The 21,572-nt window shown below is 42.7% G+C and carries 21 protein-coding genes; 19 read left to right on the top strand and 2 right to left on the bottom strand.

The window, feature by feature from the left end; translation table 11 throughout:
- Positions 1-119: 119 nt before the first annotated feature.
- The 6 genes from PBA01S_RS07210 (at position 120) to PBA01S_RS07185 (ending at position 8,461) form a co-directional block, all read left to right on the top strand.
- Positions 120-1,706, top strand: a complete 1,587-nt coding sequence (locus tag PBA01S_RS07210; protein ID WP_127575672.1) for a multicopper oxidase family protein — start codon at positions 120-122, stop codon at positions 1,704-1,706.
- A 242-nt stretch (positions 1,707-1,948) separates the two neighbouring features.
- Positions 1,949-3,103 carry a multicopper oxidase family protein gene (locus PBA01S_RS07205; protein WP_255315305.1) on the top strand — a complete coding sequence of 385 codons (1,155 nt, stop codon included), beginning with the start codon at positions 1,949-1,951 and terminating at the stop codon, positions 3,101-3,103.
- A gap of 36 nt (positions 3,104-3,139) precedes the next feature.
- Positions 3,140-3,610: a C40 family peptidase gene (locus PBA01S_RS07200; RefSeq protein WP_127575670.1), complete on the top strand. Its 471-nt coding sequence runs from the start codon at positions 3,140-3,142 to the stop codon at positions 3,608-3,610.
- 115 nt (positions 3,611-3,725) lie between these two features.
- Positions 3,726-6,026: a spermine/spermidine synthase domain-containing protein gene (locus PBA01S_RS07195; RefSeq protein ID WP_127575669.1), complete on the top strand. Its 2,301-nt coding sequence runs from the start codon at positions 3,726-3,728 to the stop codon at positions 6,024-6,026.
- A 26-nt stretch (positions 6,027-6,052) separates the two neighbouring features.
- Positions 6,053-6,727 (top strand): methyltransferase family protein, encoded by a 675-nt coding sequence (locus PBA01S_RS07190; RefSeq protein WP_009224851.1) that lies wholly within the window; start codon positions 6,053-6,055, stop codon positions 6,725-6,727.
- Positions 6,728-6,784: 57 nt separating this feature from the next.
- Complete coding sequence (locus PBA01S_RS07185; RefSeq protein ID WP_127575668.1) at positions 6,785-8,461, top strand: methyl-accepting chemotaxis protein; 1,677 nt, start codon at positions 6,785-6,787, stop codon at positions 8,459-8,461.
- A gap of 49 nt (positions 8,462-8,510) precedes the next feature.
- Here PBA01S_RS07185 and PBA01S_RS07180 read toward each other — a convergent pair whose 3' ends face one another.
- The gene (locus PBA01S_RS07180; protein WP_371859504.1) at positions 8,511-9,068 is read right to left on the bottom strand and encodes a C40 family peptidase; all 558 of its coding nucleotides are present in this window, start codon (positions 9,066-9,068) and stop codon (positions 8,511-8,513) included.
- A gap of 212 nt (positions 9,069-9,280) precedes the next feature.
- Here PBA01S_RS07180 and PBA01S_RS07175 point away from each other — a divergent pair, with 212 nt between their 5' ends.
- The 13 genes from PBA01S_RS07175 to PBA01S_RS07115 all read left to right on the top strand — a co-directional run bounded on the left by PBA01S_RS07175 (position 9,281) and on the right by PBA01S_RS07115 (position 20,919).
- Positions 9,281-10,540, top strand: coding sequence for a cell wall-binding repeat-containing protein (locus PBA01S_RS07175; protein WP_127575667.1), 1,260 nt, complete (start codon positions 9,281-9,283; stop codon positions 10,538-10,540).
- A gap of 100 nt (positions 10,541-10,640) precedes the next feature.
- Complete coding sequence (locus PBA01S_RS07170; RefSeq protein ID WP_009224855.1) at positions 10,641-11,225, top strand: TVP38/TMEM64 family protein; 585 nt, start codon at positions 10,641-10,643, stop codon at positions 11,223-11,225.
- 206 nt (positions 11,226-11,431) lie between these two features.
- A complete protein-coding gene (locus tag PBA01S_RS07165; RefSeq protein WP_009224856.1) occupies positions 11,432-11,626 on the top strand; it encodes a DUF2933 domain-containing protein in 195 nt (64 codons plus the stop codon).
- Between the two features lie 323 nt (positions 11,627-11,949).
- Positions 11,950-13,371, top strand: coding sequence for a YncE family protein (locus PBA01S_RS07155; RefSeq protein ID WP_127575665.1), 1,422 nt, complete (start codon positions 11,950-11,952; stop codon positions 13,369-13,371).
- Positions 13,372-13,476: 105 nt separating this feature from the next.
- On the top strand, positions 13,477-14,631 hold the full coding sequence (locus PBA01S_RS07150; RefSeq protein ID WP_443093684.1) for a YVTN family beta-propeller repeat protein: 1,155 nt from the start codon (positions 13,477-13,479) through the stop codon (positions 14,629-14,631).
- 18 nt (positions 14,632-14,649) lie between these two features.
- On the top strand, positions 14,650-15,435 hold the full coding sequence (gene lgt / locus PBA01S_RS07145) for a prolipoprotein diacylglyceryl transferase (protein ID WP_009224859.1): 786 nt from the start codon (positions 14,650-14,652) through the stop codon (positions 15,433-15,435).
- 2 nt (positions 15,436-15,437) lie between these two features.
- Positions 15,438-16,184 (top strand): response regulator transcription factor, encoded by a 747-nt coding sequence (locus PBA01S_RS07140; protein ID WP_009224860.1) that lies wholly within the window; start codon positions 15,438-15,440, stop codon positions 16,182-16,184.
- Positions 16,171-17,580, top strand: a complete 1,410-nt coding sequence (locus tag PBA01S_RS07135) for a sensor histidine kinase (RefSeq protein WP_009224861.1) — start codon at positions 16,171-16,173, stop codon at positions 17,578-17,580. The genes PBA01S_RS07140 and PBA01S_RS07135 overlap by 14 nt, the downstream gene beginning before the upstream one ends.
- Complete coding sequence (locus PBA01S_RS22715; RefSeq protein ID WP_164744112.1) at positions 17,577-17,774, top strand: hypothetical protein; 198 nt, start codon at positions 17,577-17,579, stop codon at positions 17,772-17,774. The genes PBA01S_RS07135 and PBA01S_RS22715 overlap by 4 nt, the downstream gene beginning before the upstream one ends.
- A 31-nt stretch (positions 17,775-17,805) precedes the next feature.
- Positions 17,806-18,426, top strand: coding sequence for a class I SAM-dependent methyltransferase (locus tag PBA01S_RS07130; protein WP_307719227.1), 621 nt, complete (start codon positions 17,806-17,808; stop codon positions 18,424-18,426).
- Between the two features lie 79 nt (positions 18,427-18,505).
- On the top strand, positions 18,506-18,787 hold the full coding sequence (locus PBA01S_RS07125; protein WP_240267650.1) for an FAD/FMN-containing dehydrogenase: 282 nt from the start codon (positions 18,506-18,508) through the stop codon (positions 18,785-18,787).
- A gap of 64 nt (positions 18,788-18,851) precedes the next feature.
- Positions 18,852-19,559 (top strand): response regulator transcription factor, encoded by a 708-nt coding sequence (locus tag PBA01S_RS07120; protein WP_127575661.1) that lies wholly within the window; start codon positions 18,852-18,854, stop codon positions 19,557-19,559.
- A complete protein-coding gene (locus PBA01S_RS07115; RefSeq protein WP_127575660.1) occupies positions 19,552-20,919 on the top strand; it encodes a sensor histidine kinase in 1,368 nt (455 codons plus the stop codon). The genes PBA01S_RS07120 and PBA01S_RS07115 overlap by 8 nt, the downstream gene beginning before the upstream one ends.
- Positions 20,920-21,003: 84 nt before the next feature.
- On the opposite strand, the gene PBA01S_RS07110 is transcribed toward PBA01S_RS07115, so the two are convergent.
- Positions 21,004-21,456: a putative iron-sulfur cluster-binding metallochaperone gene (locus PBA01S_RS07110; RefSeq protein WP_127575659.1), complete on the bottom strand. Its 453-nt coding sequence runs from the start codon at positions 21,454-21,456 to the stop codon at positions 21,004-21,006.
- Between the last annotated feature and the right edge of the window lie 116 nt (positions 21,457-21,572).

The following is a 21,572-nucleotide window of genomic DNA, read 5'->3' as shown; positions in this document are numbered from 1 at the left end:
TATCTTCTGATCTCTCCTTGTTTTCATTATCTATTATTTCAAAATTTAGATGTCTTCATAAATTCTACACAAATTTTAGATATACTGTTGGAGATAAAATCAATACGAGGAGGATCATTATGAAAGGTAAACTAAAAATTCTACTTGCAGTAGGTGCTTTTAGTGCCATCGTGGCAGGTTGCGCGAATTCAGACAGTCAAAACGGAATGGAAGGTATGGATCATTCAAAAATGAACATGAGTGATTCTCAACAAAATACGAATCAAAATAACCAATCAGGGGAGATCAAATTGACGAATGTTACTCCTGTTGCGGATGGGAAAGAGTTTACGATCACCGCGCAAACGAGCAACTTGAAAGTATCGGATGATTTGACGTTGCCTGTGTGGACGTTTAACAACTCGGTGCCTGGTCCTCAGATTCGTGTGAAGGTCGGTGATACCGTGAAAATCAAATTGAAGAATGAGTTGGAGGAGCCTGTCTCCATACACTGGCATGGCTATCCCGTTCCAAATAATATGGATGGTATTCCGGGAGTAACTCAAGATGCAGTGCCTGCAGGTAAGGAATTCACATATGAATTTAAAGCGACTGTTCCTGGTACTTATTGGTATCATTCGCACCAAGATAGTGTAAATCAGCTTGATAAGGGCTTGTATGGTACGTTAATCGTAGAAGATCCCAACGAAAGCTATGACCGTGATTATACCCTTGTGCTGGATGAGTGGATGAGCTCAGGTGAGATGGATATGAGCAACGCGGAAGGCATGGAGGGGATGGATCACAGCCAAATGAACATGGGCGATATGAGTAGCATGACAGAGATGGCTGGGCATGATATGAGCATGTACGACCTGTACACCATAAATGGGAAAACTGGGGATTCGATTGATAAGCTTATCGTGAAGGAAGGGGATAAAGTTCGTATTCGTTTGGTCAATGCGGGCTACATTACGCATTTGCTGCATTTACACGGACATGAATTTAAAGTTATTGCCTCCGATGGGCAGCCTGTAAATAGTCCAGCTGTGATCACCGATCAAGGCATTGCGATCGCGCCTGGTGAACGCTATGATCTCGAATTTACTGCCAATAACCCCGGATCATGGCTCTTAGAAGAGCATGGAAAAGATGAGCGTGTGAAGAACATGCGTGCTGTGATTGAGTATGAGGGAGCAACAGGCAAAACCGATGCCTCGAATGCGGATGTTGAGCTGCCTGTCTTTGATTTAACCAAATACGGTCAACAAGCGAAGTCTAATTTCTCTTTGGATCAAAAGTTTGATCAAGACGTGAAATTAAATCTGAACACAGAAATGAAGGATGGGGAAATGGTCTACACGATCAATGGAAAGATGTTTCCTGATACCGATTCGATCAAAGTAGATAAAGGGGACAAAGTGAAGGTTACCTTAGTAAATTTGTCTAAAACCGATGACCATCCCATGCACTTACACGGACATTTCTTCCAAGTATTAAGTAAGAACGGTAAACCTCTTGAAGGAACACCTGTGATCAAAGACACGCTTAATGTGAAGCCTGGCGAAGAATACGTGGTTGCATTTGAAGCGGATAATCCAGGGGATTGGATGTTCCACTGCCATGATTTGCACCATGCGTCCGCAGGGATGGTTACCGACGTGATGTACGAGGGCTACAAAAGTAATTACACACCGGACCCTACAGTCGGAAATAAGCCTGAATAATTTAACAGACTCCTGCAGCGATCAGTCGTTGCAGGAGTTTTTGTTTCAACTCTTCTCTATGTCTATCGACAAAACTCTCTTCTATTTTTCATCTTCTTACTTTCTACACAGATTCTCAACATTTTCCATGTACAATGAACTCAACTTAGATTACGAGAGGAGGATAAAACGAAGAAGATTATCCGGTGTTTTTAATTCCAATTCACGATTAATGAGTAAATCAAGAAATGGAGGAGACGATTTTGATCAAGAAGTTTTGGAAGCACGGCAGCTTGGCGTTCCTTTTACTCGCGGCAAGTGTCTTTGGTTCTGTAGGAGCTGCTAATGCAGAACAAGCGGAGCCGGCCAAACAAGATTTAAATATCCTGACCACCACTCAATTGCGAAAACTGCCTCCGTTAAAAGAAACAGACATTATTGTGCCAACAGGTAAAGTAAAGGAGTTTACGCTCGATGTCAAAGAAGGAAAGTGGGAGTTGGTGAAAGGGACAACCGTAAATGCCATTACAATCAACGACACGGTCCCTGGACCGGAAATTCGGGTGACTGAAGGAGATACGGTTCGTATCACGGTCAAAAACAACCTTAAGGAAGACACATCTATTCACTGGCATGGGCTCCATATTCCAAACAATATGGACGGAGTACCTCCTTTCACGCAGAATGGCATCAAACCGGGTAAATCTTATACTTACGAGTTTATTGCAAATCATGCGGGAACTTTTATGTATCACTCCCATTTAAATAGCGTTGAGCAAATCGATAAAGGGTTTTACGGAGCGTTTATTATAGATCCGCAAAAACCCGAAGCACAACCGAAATTTGATCAGGATATCACCTGGATGCTTGGCGGCTGGAACGTAGACGATATGCAAGTAACGGGTGTTAATGGGACGATGTCAAATAAAGCTGGTATGGATGTGGAAAGGCCGAATGCACATGGCAAGATGACGGATATGGCAGGTATGGATATGGGGATGCATACTGCAGAAGGAACCGGCTCTGCTCAGATGAACATGGACTACAATTACTGGACGATCAACGGGAAAGCATTCCCGGATACGAAACCTCTTGTTGTCAAGAAGGGAGAAACCGTTCGCTTACGTCTCATCAATATCAGCAACCTAAATCACCCGATGCATTTGCATGGACACGATTTCCGGATCATTGCGGAAGACGGCCATCCCATCTCCGATCCACAGGTCATGAATACCATTGATGTTGCTCCCGGTAAAACCTACGATATTGAATTCATTGCCGACAATCCGGGGACCTGGGTATTCCATTGCCATGAACTGCACCACACAATGAACGGGGAAGTGGAACCAGGCGGATTAATCGGCGTGATCAAATATGAAGGTCAACTGGCTGTTCAAACCCAGACTGGTATGGAATAAGTCACAGGAGGAGTTCAGTAAGAGAGGAGAAATAGTTTGAAGAAGATTATTGGATCAATTTTATTCCTTACCCTTCTTACCGTAGTATTTAATGCCGGAAGCGTGTTTGCCAGCGAGTCGGCATTACAGTCGGAAGTCGATCAGGTTTTGGGAACCCCATATCTTTATGGAGGAACGACAACCGAAGGATTTGATTGTTCAGGTTTTATTCAATATGTGTTTAAACAAGTGGATGTTGATCTTCCTAGAACAACGAAATTGCAGGCCAAAGAAGGAGTAAAGGTGGAGAAGAAAAACCTGCGTTCAGGGGATCTTGTATTTTTTAATACGGACGGAACGGGCATCTCGCACGCCGGTATTTATATGGGGAATGGATTATTCTCCCATTCATCTGCAAGTAAGGGAGTTCAAATCAGTAAACTTTCGGAAGAATATTATGTCGAACGTTATGTAACCGCTCGCCGTATATTATCTGATGATGAGTATTATAAAATAACGAAAGAATGAAAGAATGGCTCAGGACATCAGTTGGACAGGCTTGACTCTAGAATTTATCAGTAAAAAAGGAGTGCTTAAAACGCACTTCTTTTTCATTCCACCACTTAGAGGGGCGTAGGCATTCTTGATAAAGCCAATCAATATAAAGGGGAATTTATTAATTTTATCAAGTATTTTCTTAGTATCGGTTTCCTTATTTGTATACCAAGTAATACTAACAAGAATATTTTCGGCACTTTTATCTTATCACTATACTTTTCTTGTCACATCTTTTGCAATATGCGGCGTTGGTGTCGGAAGCGTACTTGTATATATGCAGCAGAAAAAGGCAAAAGAACCGGGTAAGATACAGAAGGTGCAAAGTATAGGTTATGCGGCTTTTTTGTTAGCTCTATTTTATCTCGTCATATTATCGGTGATCTATAAGCTGCCTTATATAAATAGTGTTTTAATCTATGCCCTGTTGGGAACCCTTCCTTTTGTAATAGGGGGATATTATATATCCCTTCTCTTCAGACTATCTGCGGGGATAAGCAATAAACTTTATTTTGCAGATTTGCTCGGCTCAGGGGTTGGGAGCGTAGTTGTACTTCTATTAATGAACAATTTAGGAATGTTCAGGTCTTCCTTGGTTATAGCTATTATTGCCTTATTGGCTGCGCTCAGCTTCTCGTTGTTAGCAAATTTTAAGAGGTTGATTGCTGTAACCATAGTTTCTCTCGTTCTATTATCTTCAGGTTTATTCGTTCCAGTTCAGTATATAAATTCGATCGAGAAGAATTTCAACGGTTTATTGACTAATCCAGGTAAAACGTTTGGGTTTTATCAATATGAAGGTGAGAATGCAGAAATTATATCTACGGAATGGAATTCATTCTCTAGGACTGATGTTATAAGACTACCGGAAATACCCGACTATATGGTGGTTACTATTGATGGAGCGGCTAATGCCCCAATGATGAAATATAACGGTGATTTAAGCAGTCTGGAGAAATATAAAAAGGAAACTGAGTTTTTACCTTTTTCGATAGGGAAGAATGATAAGTCTTTGATCATTGGGCCAGGAGGGGGAAGAGATATATTATACGCTTTAGCGGCCGGGAGTAAAGATATTACCGCAGTTGAAATAAATACTTCGAGCATTGACGCCGTAGAAAAGTACTCCGACTTTAACGGCAACATTTACAATTTGCCGGAAGTGAAGGTATATGCAGAAGATGGTCGGAATTTCGTCAGAAGGACGAACGATAAATTCGATACGATCTTTTTATCCTTAGTAATGACCAATGCTTCTCAAAGTGTGGGGTACGCTCTTTCTGAAAACTATATCTATACGGTTGAGGCAGTGAAAGATTATCTAAATAAACTGGAAAGTAACGGAAGAGTCGCCTTTCTTGCTCATGATCAAAACGATCTCGAAAAAATAGTGGCAACCTCCATTTCAGCTCTTACTCAAAGAGGAGTTCCCTTGAAGGAAGCACCAAAATACATCGCTATTTTAGCCAAAAATATGCTTCAATCAGAACATGGCGGTGATGCTGAACATATTCATTATCCTATTGTAATCATAAAAAATGTACCTTTTACAGAGAATGAGAGTAACCAGTTATTAGACAAGGCATTACAAGGCGGTAATACGCCGTTATTCCTTCCTAATATTTACGAGGAGGGGCCTTTAAAGCACCTGGAAGATGAGCACGATACTTTCAAACAATTCACAGCCAAATTTAGCAACAATGTGGTCCCGTCTACAGATGATAGTCCCTATTTCTACAATTTTGAGAAGGGTTTACCTACATCGTTGCTTAATCTTCTTGCTGCTGTTGGAATTGGGAGTGTGATTCTCTTTGTCCCGTTTTTAATAAGAAATCGGAACTTGAAGAGACCAGCACTTTACTTTGGACTTCTAGGTGCCGGATTTATGTTGATTGAAACACCGCTCATACAGAAATTTTCTCTTTACTTCGGTCATCCTGTACTTACTTTTAGCTATATTCTGGCGGCATTGCTGGTAGGAAGCGGGTTGGGAGGATATATGAGTAGAAATAAATCGCTTAACAAAATTCTGAAAAATGACTGTATACCTCCTCTTTTGGTTGTGGTAGTCAATATAGCATTAATACTGCTTTTAGAAAAAATGTTTCTCATCACGTCGGAGTGGAGCTTAGTTAATAAAATCATTGTTGCTTCCATATTAGTAATGATTCAAGGGTTCTTTATGGGGATTCCATTTCCAAGAGGACTAAAACGACTTGAGGAATCAGGTAAAGAGGACGCAATTCCGATGATGTTCGGCATAAACGGTGTTATGTCTGTAATGGGCTCGGTACTAGCGGTTATTCTCTCCATGAGCCTGGGGTTCAATGGCGCACTGCTCGTTGGCGGATTCATTTATGCTCTGATAAGCGTTATTAATAGACCCTAATTTTGAATAAGTGAGGTACGATTATTATGCATCTTTTGGATAAGAATGCGTACGGTCTCTGGGGATCCGTTCTATTTAACATCCTGTTTTTTGGTATGTTTGTATTTGCGGCATATAAGCCCCAAACGAAAAGGGAGTGGAGAACATTAGGAGCCTTCGCGGCATTTATAGTTGCACTTTTCAGTGAAATGTTTGGATTTCCGTTAACAATCTATATTTTAACTTCAGCTTTGGGGAGTAAATACCCGGTACTAGATCCGTTTACTCATCTTAATGGGCATTTATGGGTAGCCTTGGCTGGCGGTTCAACAACACTATACTCCATTCTCCACCCTCTCAGTAACCTACTTATATTTGCGGGGATATTGATTATTGGGATAGGTTGGAAAGGGATTCATGCCGGAAAGGGAGAGATGGTCACTAGCGGGATATACAGAATAGTACGGCACCCTCAGTACAGCGGTTTTGTGCTTAGTATCATTGGCTTCCTGGTGCAGTGGCCAACAATAATTACGATTTTGATGGCGCCTATCCTTTTAGTCATGTATACAAAACTTTCCAAAAGAGAAGAAAAACAAATGATAGAAGAATTTGGAGAAAAATATCTGGAGTATAAAAAAATAGTTCCGGCATTCATTCCGAGAAGATTATTAACTAGAAATGAAATTTCAGAAATTGCAGGGACATTTAGAAATAGGTAAGCCTATATTTTTTGTAATAGAAACTATGTATTAATATTGTATAAGGAGCTATTTATCGTGAAACTCTCCATAAAATTGATGATCATGTTTTCGAGTGTCATTTTAATTGTTGTCGTTTCATTAGGGGGATACTCGGCAGTAATGATGAAAAATGAGGTAACCCACCTTGCTGAGAAGAAACTCGCAACGAATGAAGCTATGGCCAAGGCATTGCTCAATGAAAAATATCCAGGGGAGTGGGAAATTAAAAATACCAAGTTGTACAAGGGCGAAACACTAATGGAAAATAATCGTCAAGCGGTAGAATCCATTAATAAACTGACTGGAGATAGTATCGTCATTTTTAAAGGTAAAATCAGCGTTGCAACTGCAGATGATTCCATGGCAAATAATGAATCGATGAGTTCCCTTGAAACCGAGGTTCAAAAGACGGTTTTGGAGAAAGGGGAAGCCTATCTTGGTTCTTCCCATAATGGAGAAGAACTTTCTTTATATGAACCGATAAGAAATAAGCAGGGCGATGTTATTGGAGCTTTTCATGTAAGTATGCCGAAAGAAATGTATGAGCATGCCTCCCAAAATTTTCGAAAAAGTATGATTTGGTTTGCCTTAATCGGTCTCTTAGTTTCCTTAATAGTTGCTGCTTATTTATCGGTCAGATTTGTACGGCCAATTCTCCAGATGACACATCTTATGGAGAAGGTTTCAGTTGGCGATTTAAGAGTAGATCTTCTGGTTTCTAAGTCTAGAGATGAGCTAGGTAGACTAGCTATTAGCGTCAATCAAATGGTGCGGGGGCTTCAAGAAATGGTACATTCCGTCAAAGAAGTTTCTATAGGTGTTCACCATTCTTCTCTATCTGTTGACGAGAAGACGAAGCAAATTGCAGAGATGGCTCTAGATGTGAACTCAAATGTCATACAAGTTGAATCAGGGGCGCTTAAGCAAGCTCAGGGAATGAATGCCAGTGCTAATGCCATGGATGATATTTCAGAAAACATTCAGCATATCGCCGAAACAACTTCCATTGTCGCACTAACTTCAAGTGAAATGTTGGAACATGCTGATCGGGGAAACCAGTCAATCCAAACAGCTGTTGAGGAGATCCATCAGCTTAATGAAACGACTCGCTTAATGGCAGATAGTATTAATGAGTTGTACCAGATGTCTGATAATGTTAGCAGTATAGCAGGAATGATTACAGAGATTTCCTCACAAACCCATCTATTGGCATTGAACGCAGCCATTGAGGCAGCTCGAGCAGGAGAGAATGGCCGAGGGTTTACGGTGGTCGCCGATGAAGTGAAAAAATTGGCTGAACAATCTGAGCGTTCTTCACATGAAATTCAATCTTTAATTGATACTGTTCAAACGAAGACAAGTGACGCTGCAGAAATGGTGGAGCTGGGACTCAAGCAGCTTGATCGAGGGATAAAAGTCCTACAGAAAGCAGGACAAGCATTCAGCAATATTGTCAATTCTGCTGGAGTTGTAGCTAAGCAAAATCAGGAAATATCTACGGCAACTCAGGAAATATCTGCTGGAACTGAAGAAATTGCCTCCTCATTTCAGACGGTATCTTCAATCGCCGACGAGACAGTAAAAAATGTCCAACACATCATGGAAGCGAGCCATTCACAAGTGAATAGAACAGAGGATATATCCGAAACTTCATCCAAAATGTTGGAAACGATCGAAAAAATGAGAAAGGCCGTTAATCAATTTCAAGTATAAATTTGGAGAAAGGACGAGCCAGTGAGTTATTTCTCACTGGCTTGTTATGCTATTTCAACACACTTCCCCCAAACAGAAAGCGCTTTTCCCATTGAGTGCCCTCAATTTTATCGATACGAACGCCGCCCGATTCTTTGGAATAAGTTTGCAGGATTTTCCCGTTTCCAAGATAAATTCCGTTATGAGTGATGCGGGCAGTGCTTTTATTAATTCCTTGGTAGTCAGAAGCTTTGCTGCCTCTGTAAGACATGAAGAACATAATGTCTCCACGCTTGAGGTTCTTCCAGTTTGTTGTATAGGTGCCGTTTTTCTTGATATAAGCTCCTTGAGTCCTCGAATTAGAAGGCAACCTGATTCCTGCTCCTTCCCAATAGGCTTGTCTTACAAAGTCGGAACAGTCGAAGGTTTTGGTATTGCTTCTGCTGGACCCGAACTCATAAGGAGTTCCTAAATATTTCATCCCTTTTGCGATAACATTTTCCCGCACGCTGCTTACTGTTGCTTTAGCTTGTGTAGGAATGTCGCTTGATGCATGAGTCGTCGGAGCTCCAAACGGACTCATTACGAGAGAAGCAGATACCATTAAAATTGCTAAAGATTTCTTCATGCTGAATTTCCTCCTGATGTTTTTTTGTGAAACTGACGTCATCCTAACACAGGATTTCAGGGTTTGTTTAGGCGTAATATTTGGAAGCGGAAAAGGTAATAATTAAACGGGATCTCCACGAAAACCACATACTTTCCACAAGCTTTTTGTTTAAAATGGATATCACCTAATAACTCTATTTAGAAAATAATGAGAATTTACAGGAGGCGCTTATGAAGAAACCAGTCCAACTCGGAGTAGCTTTATTAGTTACGGTGTTCATTTTATCGGCCTGCACCAATTCGGGAAACGACAATGCTGCTAAAGCTGAGAATACGGTTCAACCATCAAGTAATACAACTGTTTCCGAAGTAAAAGTCGTGACTCCATGGATTTCCTCAAAAAATACGACGCGGATAAACACGGATAATCCCGTGGAAGCGGCGGTGTCGGTATCGCGAACGTTATGGATGGCAACCAGTGATGATAACCGTCCAGGGAGTATTATTCTTACATCTGCTGATGATTGGCAGAATGCAGTTGTTAGTGCCGACTTGATCCATCATCCAAGCAATGGCCCGATTTTGTTTGTCAATCAGGATGGTATTCCTGAAGCTACTGCAAATGAGATGAAAAGATTAAAGCCGAAAGGCGTGGAGAGTAACGAGGGAATTCAAGCGATCTTGGTTGGTGATCTTGATCAAAAAGTTGAGGATCAGGCAAAGGAACTCGGGTTCAAAACGGACAAACTTGCAGCCGATAATCCTGCAGCTTTGGCTAAAGCCATTGATGCTTATTACGCTAAAGTAGCGGGTGAAAATCCTTCTTCCGTCATCATTGGATCGATGGAAAGTCTTGAGTATACAATGCCGGCCATCAACTGGATCGCTCATATGCCTGAGCCCCTGTTGTATGTCATGAAAGATGAGATACCGCAGGAAACCAAAGAAGCGTTACAAACCCGGGGAGGAAAGGCCAATATTTATATTTTAGGGCCTGAATCTGTCATTTCACAGAATGTAGCCAATCAAATAAAGCAATATGGCAAAGTGGTACGTATTGCTGGCGATGATCCATATGCTAACGCTGTTGCCTTTGCTCAATATAAGGACAAAGCAACCGGATTTGGTTGGGGAATTACAACACCTGGGCATAACTTTTCGTTTGTAAATCCAGAAAATCCGGGACTGGCTATTGCGGGTGCGCCTTTTTCTCACTTAGGCAAGCATGCACCGCTTCTATGGACAACAAAGGACAGTATGCCGGATTCGGTGATGTCTTACGTGATGTCTGTCCAACCCAAATATGAGAAATCTCCAACAGAGGGACCGTATAACCATGCCTGGCTAACCGGCTCTCAGGCATCCATTTCTGCTGAAGCTCAGGGGCAAATCGACACCATGCTGGAGATTGTATCGGCATCAGGGATGGATCATGGAAGTATGGGTGGAATGAACGGCAATACGGAGGATATGCCCGGGATGAACGACTAACCCGAAGAAAAGGCAAAAAGGCTGTATAGGATTGTTTAATATGATCCATGCAGCCTTTTTATTAAAAAAATGATGTTAGTATTAGGGAGCGAATCCGGCAATGTTACAGGCAGAAGATGTTGCAGAATGGTTGGCAGGCTGGGGGATAGGATCGTACGTCCTTAGCATCGTCCTCAATGTGGTCATCAGCATCTTAGGGGTAATTCCTTCCGTTTTTCTCACGATGGCCAATGTGTTAGTGTTTGGGGGAATCCCAGGTTTTTTCGTATCCTGGCTCGGTGAAATGGCCGGTGCGATTGTTTCCTATATGTTATACCGAAAAGGGGCACTCAAACTAGAGGAGAAGTATCTTTCAAAGAACAGAAGATTGTGGTTCCATCGTATACAACGGATGAGTACTCTTAGGCAGTTTCTCACGGTTTTGATCGCCAGAATCATTCCATATATGCCGTCCGCCCTGGTTACAGTCATGAGTGTAATAGCACAAGTACGTATCCCGATCTATCTCCTCGCTACAGGCATCGGAAAAGCCCCGTCCATTCTTTTAGAGTCTATGGCTGGCTATGGGTTTAAGATGATTGAAGACCAACGCGTCAAGACGGGTATTTCAATATTGCTACTATTTTCATTCTTTTTCATTCTCTTTATACCCGGAAAGTTCAGATCTAGGAAGTCGGATATTTAAACATTCGCCAAAGAAAGGATCGAAGGGGCTGAATTATTGACATGCCTAGTTTGGATACAGTACCGTCCACGCCTTACCACGACCATAATATCGGGTCGTGTTTTTTTATAAGTCCATAGAAATTGCACGCTTTCCACACGGTTTCTACACAATCACTCTTTACAATGAACATATCAAGTTATTGAAATGATAAAGGAGGAATACAAATGGATTGGTCTTGGCTGCTATTGTTGGCTTGTCCGTTAATGATGGTGTTTATGATGTTTGGAATGAAGGGGCATGGTCATGGACACGGCTCTCATTCGGAGCATTCAAATGACCGTGCGATGCAAGTACAGCTTGACGAACTAAAAGCGCAAAATGAGCAAATGAAGCAAGAAATTCAAAAATTATCCCGGTAAACCAATCCGAAATTCAAATTAACAAAGGAGGAACTAACATGAGTTGCTGTGGTAATCACAACCATGACGGAAATAATCATGCTGGCGGGGAGCATTCCGGCCATTCCAAAAAACATAATTGGATGATGATCTTGTGCTGTGTTTTGCCGATCGTTCTATTCGCTGCAATGCTACTTTTTAACGGAATAACAGGCTCAACGGGAAACATTATTCCATTCCTGCTTCTGCTGATTTGCCCATTGTCACACCTGGTTTTGATGCCGATGATGAGTAAGAAACGACACTAACAAACCCAATGACGAGAACATGGAGTGGATGAGTTCATGAAAAATATCTATCGATGGGGGGGAGTTTTGCTTTTCCTTTTGCTCGTTGCCGGTACTTGGCTTTTCGTAAAACAGCCAGAAGGGAAAGCAGCTCCTGCTTCAGTTTTTTATGTACCAAACGCTGGAGACGGAACCATCTCCGTTGTTGATTATGAACAAGGAAAAGCAGTGGACACGATTAAACTGGGAACAGACCAAGCTTCCCATGGTATTGCACTAAGCTTAGACCAAAAAGTACTTTACGTCGGCACCGGCTTTGACGGCAAAACGCTGATAGCGATCGATACGAAAACCAAAAAGAAAATAAAGGAACTTGCTTTTGACGAAGGCGTTCATGGCATCGATATAAGCCCGGACGGTCAAAACTTATACGTATCCCTTAATCCGGGGCTTGGTAAAACGGGCGGGAAATTAGCCATTGTGGATACGGCGAATCTCAATCTAAAATCCATGGTTGAGACGGGAGAAGGCCCGGCGCATGTGGCAGTTACTGCGGATGGTTCCCAAGTTTGGACAGCGAATGTGAATGATGATACGATTTCCATCGTAGACGCAACAACGGCAAAAGTCGTCAAAACCATCGCTGTCGGGAAAGTACCTAACGAGGTGGCGGTTATGCCGGATTCGCGATATGCTTTTGCTGCCAATGTAGAGTCGAATACGGTGTCTGTCATCGATATGAAAACCATGCAAGTGATCAAGGATATTGAAGCGGGAGAGGCTCCTCATGGGGTAACTGTCTCCCCAGACGGAAAAGAATTGTGGGTCAGCAATAACAAATCGAACGATGTCACAGTGATCAATACGGACAACTTTCGTGTTTTAGCGACGATTTCAACGGGTTCCTATGCAAATCACGTAGGCTTTTCACCTGATGGGGTATGGGCTTTTGTCTCAAATCGGCAATCGAACGATATCGTAAAGATCAACCGAGAAGACAGAAAGGTCGTAGCCATAATTCCGGTAGGTTCCGAACCGCATGAAATATCGCTGGAAGATATCATTGTTCCTGTCCAAGCTTCGAACGTAACCGCCCCTGACATTAGTCCGGATCCATCCGTTCAGGAGGGAACGCTTGGCTCGGCTCAAATCATGGTGCAAAGGTTAAAGGCAACTGACCTTGGGAATGATCCGAATTTTACGGATATCAAAGCGGAGGATTTTCAACAAAATGATATCTATGGAATTTCATTAGCTGCTCATTCTGGCGATATTTCTGATTTGTTAAATGAGCAGAGGATTAGCCTGCAAGGCTTAAATGGTAAATATGTGTCTCCTTCTCGGTTGGTTTCCGTAAGCAACGACTCACACCATCCTTTTTATTTGGCCTGGTTTCCAAAAACAGAGCAAGCCTCTCAGGTCGAAATGAAAATTGACGGACCCAATGGAGAAACGGTTTCTTTATCCTGGAGTGAGTAACTGAATCGAGAAATATAGTGAGCACGCTCACTATATTTTTTGGGGATAAATATAAAAATGAGAATAAATAAATTTAGGGGGATAAATAACATGAAAAGAAACTGGATGATAACGCTCTCTGTAGCGGTTTTAGCCATTGGTATTACTGCCTGTGGTACTGCACAACAGAATAACAATGCTGCACAACAGAATAACAATGCTGCACAACAGAATAACAATGCTGCACAACCAAATCAAACCACGAATAACTCTGAAAACAAAGCTGAAGCCCCAATTTCACAAAATGTTGCGCCGGCGTTTTTTTACACTGCCGATGAAGGGGGAAGTGTTACTAAGATAGATGCAACTTCAAATCAAGTCCTGCAGACCATTAAGGTTGAAGGGGCCGTTCATAATGTCCAGGTCTCTCCCGACGGGAAATTGGTAGGAGCTACGGTTGTTCCATCAATGTCGGACATGGAAGGAATGTCGGAGGCGGAAGATCAAGAGGGCGGACATGGCGAAGATGGCGATCATGAAATGAGCGGTTATGCCAATTTTTATGACACGGTTTCAGACGAACTCGTCAAGAAAGTCGAAGTAGGTATCCACCCGGCTCATCTCGTTTTTACGATGGATGGGAAAAATGTTCTGGTTACCAATAATGAAGGAAATAATGTAACGGTACTGGATGCCAAGACGTTTCAAACGGTGGGAACGATTCCAGCAGGAAAAGGCCCTCATGGTTTTAGAGTGTCGGCGGACAGTAAATTTGCCTATGTGGCAAATATGAGCGAAGACACCGTTAGTGTGTTGAACTTGCAGACCATGGTTGAGGAGAAAAAGATCAAGGTCGGTAGCACGCCTGTAACGACTGGCGTAACGAGTGACGGTAAAACCCTGGTCGTTCCTTTAAACGCAGAGAATGCAGCCGTAATTGTGGACTTAGCTACCGAGAAAATGATCAAAGTACCTGTCGGTAACGGTCCTGCGCAGGTGTATATTCCATCCGACAACAAGTATGCGATTATTGCGAATCAAGGTACCGAACAAAATCCATCAAATAGTATCTCGAAAATTGACCTGGCTACAAATCAGGTCATTGCCACGATCGAGACGGGCAAAGGGGCGCATGGCGTGGTAGTGAGCCCGGATAACAGTAAAATATATGTGACAAACATGTTCGATAACACTGTAACCGTGATCGACAATGAAACCAATAAAGTGATTACAACGATTAAAGTAGGCACAACGCCAAATGGAATTAGTGTTACTCCATAATAATAAGGGGATAGTGACGTGAGAGTAATTTTATTTGAAATCGGGGGATTCTCCCTTAGATCCTATGGCGTCGTAGTGGGTTTGGCTGTATTGCTTGCCGTGGGCATGGCGTATTATTTAGCTAGAGGGACGCAATATCAAAAACATATCTTTAATCTGGTGTTCTATGTACTTCTTGGTGCCATTCTAGGAGCCAGAATATGGCATGTGTTCTTTTTTCAATGGGGATACTACTCGAACCATTTATCTGAGATTTTTGCCATCTGGAATGGCGGAATCGCCATACAGGGAGCATTGGTTGGCGGATTCCTGACAACGGCTGTTTATACCTGGAAAAATAAAATTTCGTTTTGGGAACTCGCCGATATTGTGGCTCCTGCCATCATATTAGGTCAGGCCGTAGGCCGGATTGCCTGCTTCCTAAATGGTGATGCGTTTGGAGCTCCGACTGGGACAGGCTTTGGGGTTGTTTACCCTGAAGGTACCATCGCTTTTGAACGGTATGGTTCCGTTCCGCTATGGCCGGCCGAAGTTTGGGAGGGTCAGCTCGATTTGATCGTATTTGGAGTTCTCATAGCCATGAAGAATATCAAGCTTCCCGTAGGGGTGCTGTTTTTAAGTTATAATATGATGTATGCACTGGTCCGGTTTTCTTTGGAATTCCTTCGTGGGGATTCACCACGGTACGCCTTGGATTGGACTGCCGGACAATGGACCAGTATGAGTATCTTCCTGATCTCTATGGCCTTGATGGTGTATTTCTTCTTTAAGCGCAACCAAGAGACAAAGGTAATCACTATGTAAAAATGAGTCAATCGGTAAAGGCGGGTGGCGGCGTGCCAAAACTACAGGTTCTTGTTGTAGATGATGAATGGAATATGCGCAATCTCTTGCGGATTTATTTAACGCGAGAAGGGTTCGAGGTCAAGGAAGCTACAAACGGCAATGAAGCCTTGGAAATGGCGGCTAACCATCATTTCGACATTATTCTGCTGGACCTTATGCTGCCGGATATGGACGGGTGGCAAGTATGCAAAAAGATCCGGGAGAAGGATCATGTAGCTATTTTGATGCTCACCGCGCGTTCGGAGACGAAAGATAAAGTGTACGGGCTTGGCATCGGCGCGGACGATTATTTGACCAAGCCATTTGAACCTGAGGAATTGCTTGCCCGGGTCTATTCCTTAATCCGCCGTTCGGCGATTACACAATCCATCAGGCGGCAAGAGGCTGCGTTAGAGTTTCCCCATCTGAGAATATTACCGGAAGGTAGAGAAGTTATTATCCATGACCATTCCGTTGAATTCACACAGAAAGAGTTTGATTTATTCATCTCGCTCGCGAAAAGCGAACAACGTGCGTTCAGCCGCGAAGAGTTGGTGAATCTAATCTGGGGAGACGAATACGAGGGAGAAGTTCGCGTCGTAGATACTCATATCAAAAATATTCGGGAAAAGACTCAAAAGGCAGGGCTTGGCTATAATCCGATTCAAACGGTGTGGGGAGTAGGGTATAAGTTCAACGGAGCGGGTACTTCCAATGAGAAGGAATAAAATTGGCTTCAGGCTTGGTTTGATGATTCTCGTCGCTTTTGTTGTCGTGATTCTCTCTTTAGGATTGACGATTGATCGAATGTTCACGAATTTCTATAACTCGGAAATGAGAACAGAGGTAAATGAACTCACGACTCACTTCACAGCGATGAGCCAATCGCCTGAGATGTTGTCCGAAGAGACGCTGCTCAAGTTTGCCGATTTTTCAAACGTCAGTATTTTATTTGTTTCTGAACAAGGAGACATATTGGCAAATTCCGGAACCTATGAAATATCGGACCGAACATTCATTAAACCCAAGGACCTGAAGCTTCTTTTTACCGGGAAAGCCGTAAAGCTTGAACATACCGATGCTAATGGAGAACGTTACTTCGTGGCGGCCAGACCCGTATTGGATGCCACGGGGGTAAATATTAAAGCCGCGGTTTATGTCCTTTCTTCAACCGGGCATATGGATGAATCCATCACGGCCGTTCGTAGCGTATTGGTACTGTCAGGCCTAGGGGCATTTCTACTGGCACTGGGAATCACCTGGATCATCGCCAAAATCCTATCCCGACCCATGCTGCAAATGCAAGCGGCAACCCGGAAAATTGCCGCGGGTGAGCTGGAAACTCGATTAACGATTCAGCGAGATGATGAAATTGGTGTTTTGGCGGATTCCATCAATCATCTGGCCATCGAGCTACAGCGATATAGGGATACCCGGCAGGAATTTTTTGCGAATATATCTCATGAGCTGCGAACTCCGATCACGTACTTGGAAGGATATGCACAAGTCCTCAAGAAGCGTCTATATGAAACAGAGGAGGAGAAGGATAAATATTTAGATATTATTCATGAAGAGGCCATGCGTTTACAGCACCTCGTTGATGATCTATTCGATTTGGCTAAGATGGAAGAAGGAAAAGTCAGCCTGTCGCTGGAGTGGATTGACTTAGCGGAAATTACGGATAACGCGGTTCAAAAAATTAAGCTTAAAGCCGGCGAGAAGAACTTATCTCTCCAAACGAAGATCAACAGCAACATTCCATTGATTTACGGTGACGGTTTGAGAACGGAGCAGGTTCTTCTTAACTTGTTGGAAAATGCTGTACGCTATACGGAGAAGGGCAGCATCGTCGTTGAACTGGACCAAAACCGCTCCTTTATTTATATAGCAGTGGAAGATACCGGTATGGGTATCCCTGAGGATGAGATTCCGTACATCTTTGACCGTTTTTATCGTGTGGAGAAGTCCCGCTCACGGCAATATGGTGGTACAGGGCTCGGTTTGCCAATCGCTAAAAAGTTGGTGGAGCTGCAAGGCGGGGAACTCAAGGTCTTTAGTAAGTTAGGCCACGGAACTAGGTTTGAGATCCGCTTTGTGCCTGAACACCAGGAGGAACGAATATGAAGAAGGCGGATTGGGTTATAGTCATTGTTCTCATAACTATGGGGCTGGCATGTTTAATCGTATCGGCTTTCTCATTTCGTGGCATGTCATTTACTCAGATGGGGCTTTCCATCGGGCAGGCTTGCTTATCGATGATTGTGATAGCGACGATCATTGGTATCGTATATTGGTTCACGCAAAGAAACAAACCTTAACTCCTATCGGTTCCCTAAGTTCAAATCCGAGGTGAAAAAATTGAATAAGGTCCAAACCGAAAAAATAAAAAGGCGATACAATCGCGTAGCCCCTCTGTTCCACAAAATGGACAGTAAAATGATGAAAACTTGGAGAAGCAGCTTATTATCAGGATTAAGCGGCAATATTCTGGAGGTTGGCATTGGTACGGGAGCTAATCTTCCCTACTATCCTTCTTCCGTTTCATTAACGGGAATAGATTTTAGTCCCAGTATGCTGAATTACGCCAAGCTAAGCGCTGAAGAACTCGGCATGAAGGTAGATTTGATTGAAATGGATGCAGAGCACATGGATTTTGCGGACCATACCTTTGATTATGTAATAGCTACCTGCGTGTTTTGCTCTGTTCCAGACCCTATACAAGGGATGAAAGAAATGGCTCGTGTATGTAAGCCGGAAGGACAAATTCGTTTATTGGAGCATATGCGTAGCGATAACCCGGTTGTGGGAAAAATCATGGATCTGCTTAATCCAATCACTGTGAGGTTGTCTGGGGCGAACATCAATCGAAGAACGATGGAAAATGTGGAAAAAGCGGGACTCGCTATTGAACAAAACGAGCAGTTGTTTTCTACAATCGTCAGAAGTCTAACCTTAAATACAATGGTTTGATCTTTATAACTTCTTCACAATGTATAAATTAGTTCTTCATATTTATCGTTTATATTATATTCAAAAGGAGGAGATACTAATGAAAAAACTATGGATTGGAATCGCAACGATGGCTTTGGTTATGGGAATTGGAACGGCAGGTGCCTACGCGGCTACAGCCGAAAACGGTACCGAAGACAGTGGTAAAGTAAATAACCAAAGCACCTTTGAACAAATGTTGCCGCATGCAAAACAAATGCACCCGGATCTTTCCGAGGAACAAATTCGGGAGATGTATAATAGCTGTCATGGTGGCAGTGGCTCAGGTGCGAAAGGTATGATGAACAATACTCAGATGGGCAGCAATATGATGAACTTCTAATCACGAATTTAGACAGGCCTCGCGAGTTACGTGAGGTCTTGTCTTATTTAATGAAAGGATTTGTATGGAACGGACAAAAATTTTAATTATCGATGATGAGCCAAGCCTTCTACACGTCATTAAAGCCTACCTGGAGAAACAGGATTATCTGGTTTACGAAACAGATTCGGGGTATGGGGCGCTTCGGCTTTTTGAAAATCTCCAGCCTGACTTAGTCATCTTGGACTTAATGCTTCCGGACCTTTCGGGTGAGGATGTCTGCAAAACGATTCGAAAGAAATCGGATATACCTATCCTCATGTTGACCGCAAAAAGCAGTGAAGATGACCTTGTTCACGGTCTATTGATAGGAGCTGATGACTATCTTGTCAAGCCGTTCAGCCCTCGGGAACTGATGGCCAGAGTGATCAGCTTGCTAAGAAGATCGAAGTCCGCCGGATATACGACTCAGGAAAAAAAGATTTCTTTCGGTGGGAACCGCCTCTCCATCGATTCAGAACGGCATGAAGTAATAGTTAAAGGCGAAACCGTCCAGCTTACCCCCATTGAATTCAAATTGCTTGAAACTTTAGCCAAACATCCTAAAAGAGCATTTACCCGTTTCGAACTGGTTAATCTGATCCAAGGTGATGATTTTGAAGGCATGGAACGCACGATCGATGTCCATATCAAGAACATCCGCCAAAAAATCGGTGATGATCCGAAAAATCCATCGTTTATTATTACGGTCTATGGGGTGGGTTATAAATTTCAGGGGGTACCCGATGAATAGCGGAGGACTGCGTAAAAGACTGTTAATTTCGCATCTAGGCGTAAGCCTCGGTTCACTGCTGCTCATCATGGTCATCGTTTATCTCGTCATGTCTTTCTCATTTGGAAGGTATACGCAAACCCAGCAGCAGGCAGAGGCAGATACGATTGTTGAAGATTTGGAAGGATCCTATGATGAAAGTTCAAGGGGATGGTCTGAGGATTCTTTAATGTCTATCTCCCATCAAGCTATGCTCCGGAACTATAACGTGAGCATTTATAACGCCGGAGGCAATTTGATCTGGGATACGAAATCCATGGGGAGAATGATGCATGCCTCTACACTGACTGAAAAAGGTACTATAAATACGAAAGTAATAACGCGAGAGATTACAAAGAATCATGTGAAGATTGGCAGGATCGAAATTGAGGGACTTGCAAGCAATTTTGAAATACAAAACCGACAGTTTTTGAACCTGTTTAACACGTTACTTTGGGTGGCGTTTATTTTAGCCATTGCCGGTGTAACGATATTTAGCGTAATTATGTCAAATAGCCTAAGCAGGCCTTTATTACGCATTAAACAAATAGCTACTCAAATGAAGGAAGGGAACTTGTCTTCCCGTGTTGTACTGGCGCATCGTCAAACGGAAATCGAGGAGGTGGGACTCGCTTTAAACCATCTAGCGGATGCACTGGAGCAACAAGATCAGTTGCGCAAAAATTTAACGGCCGATATCGCCCATGAATTACGCACACCGCTGGCCACGATCCAAAGCCATATTGAAGCTTTTCAAGATGGTGTATGGGAAGCAACGCCCGATAAATTGGAGGTTTGTCATGGGCAAGTTATCCGGTTAGTAAAGCTTATTCATGATTTGGAGAACTTGTCAGCGGTCGAAAATCCGATGCTCAAGCTAAAACAAGAACCGGTTAGACTGCTTGAGGTAATCAGAGAATCCGAAAAAACGGTAAAAGCTCAGTTCAGCGAGAAACCGATCGATCTCATCATTCAGGAAGAAACTCCTGTTGTTATCACCGGCGATGCTGGACGACTGATTCAAGTTTTTGTGAACCTGTTGAATAACGCTTATAAATTTACTGGCGAAGGTTCAATTTATGTTAGAATTTTTGAAGCTGCAGATCAAGTGAACGTAACCGTTTCGGATACGGGTTCGGGCATAGCGTCCGATGAGCTGCCACATATTTTCGAGCGTTTCTATCGTGGAGATAAATCGCGGAATCGCAAAACAGGCGGTGCCGGAATCGGTTTGGCTATCGTAAAGGCCATCGTAGAAGCGCACGGCGGCAGTATTCATGTCGAGAGTAAAATCAATCAAGGCACCAGGTTTACATTACACTTTCCAAAAAAGTTAAAATAAAAGATGAATTGTCTCTTAAAAGAGAAACTCATCTTTAAATTCCACTTTTTTCATAAGAATTGTTGCTAATGAGAAGACAAGAGATTAGCTTTTGTCAAGACTTCGAATAAACGTCGTGACATTGCCTAAACAACAAGAACCTTGAGGATTATTAACCTCACATCCACAACGATTTGCCTGAACTTGTTCCCGTATACGGTCAATTGGTTGCTGGTTTTCTTTAACCGCTTGTACTATACGTTCTCTTGTCCACCCAAAACAGTAGCAAACAGGAACAGCCATTGAATCGTCTTTTTGATATACCGAAACTTTTAGCATATCTCTTTCAAAGGTCTGCAATTCGCAAAAATATATAACTTCACAAGATGAATTAATACAAAAAAAGTAATCACATTCTGGATGGATGATTTCTAATGCAATTGGTTGAAGCATAGCCTTGAGTGTAATCAATTGAATACCCTTCCCCTTTTGATGACATACGGGGCATTGAGTAGGTATTGTCGACTGGTCAGTGGATGATTGACAACAACTATCCATTTTTTTTATCACTCCTTATGTAAATTTGATGGGGTGTTCAGGTAGGACCCTTTTAATTCATTTTAATTTGTCGAATCATGAACGCTGGCACCTTTTGTTTTTAAGGTTGTCACCCA

It is taken from the genome of Paenibacillus barengoltzii NBRC 101215 (assembly GCF_004000745.1).
Taxonomy (GTDB): Bacteria; Bacillota; Bacilli; order Paenibacillales; family Paenibacillaceae; genus Fontibacillus; species Fontibacillus barengoltzii.
This window is presented reverse-complemented; position numbering and strand designations above follow the sequence as displayed.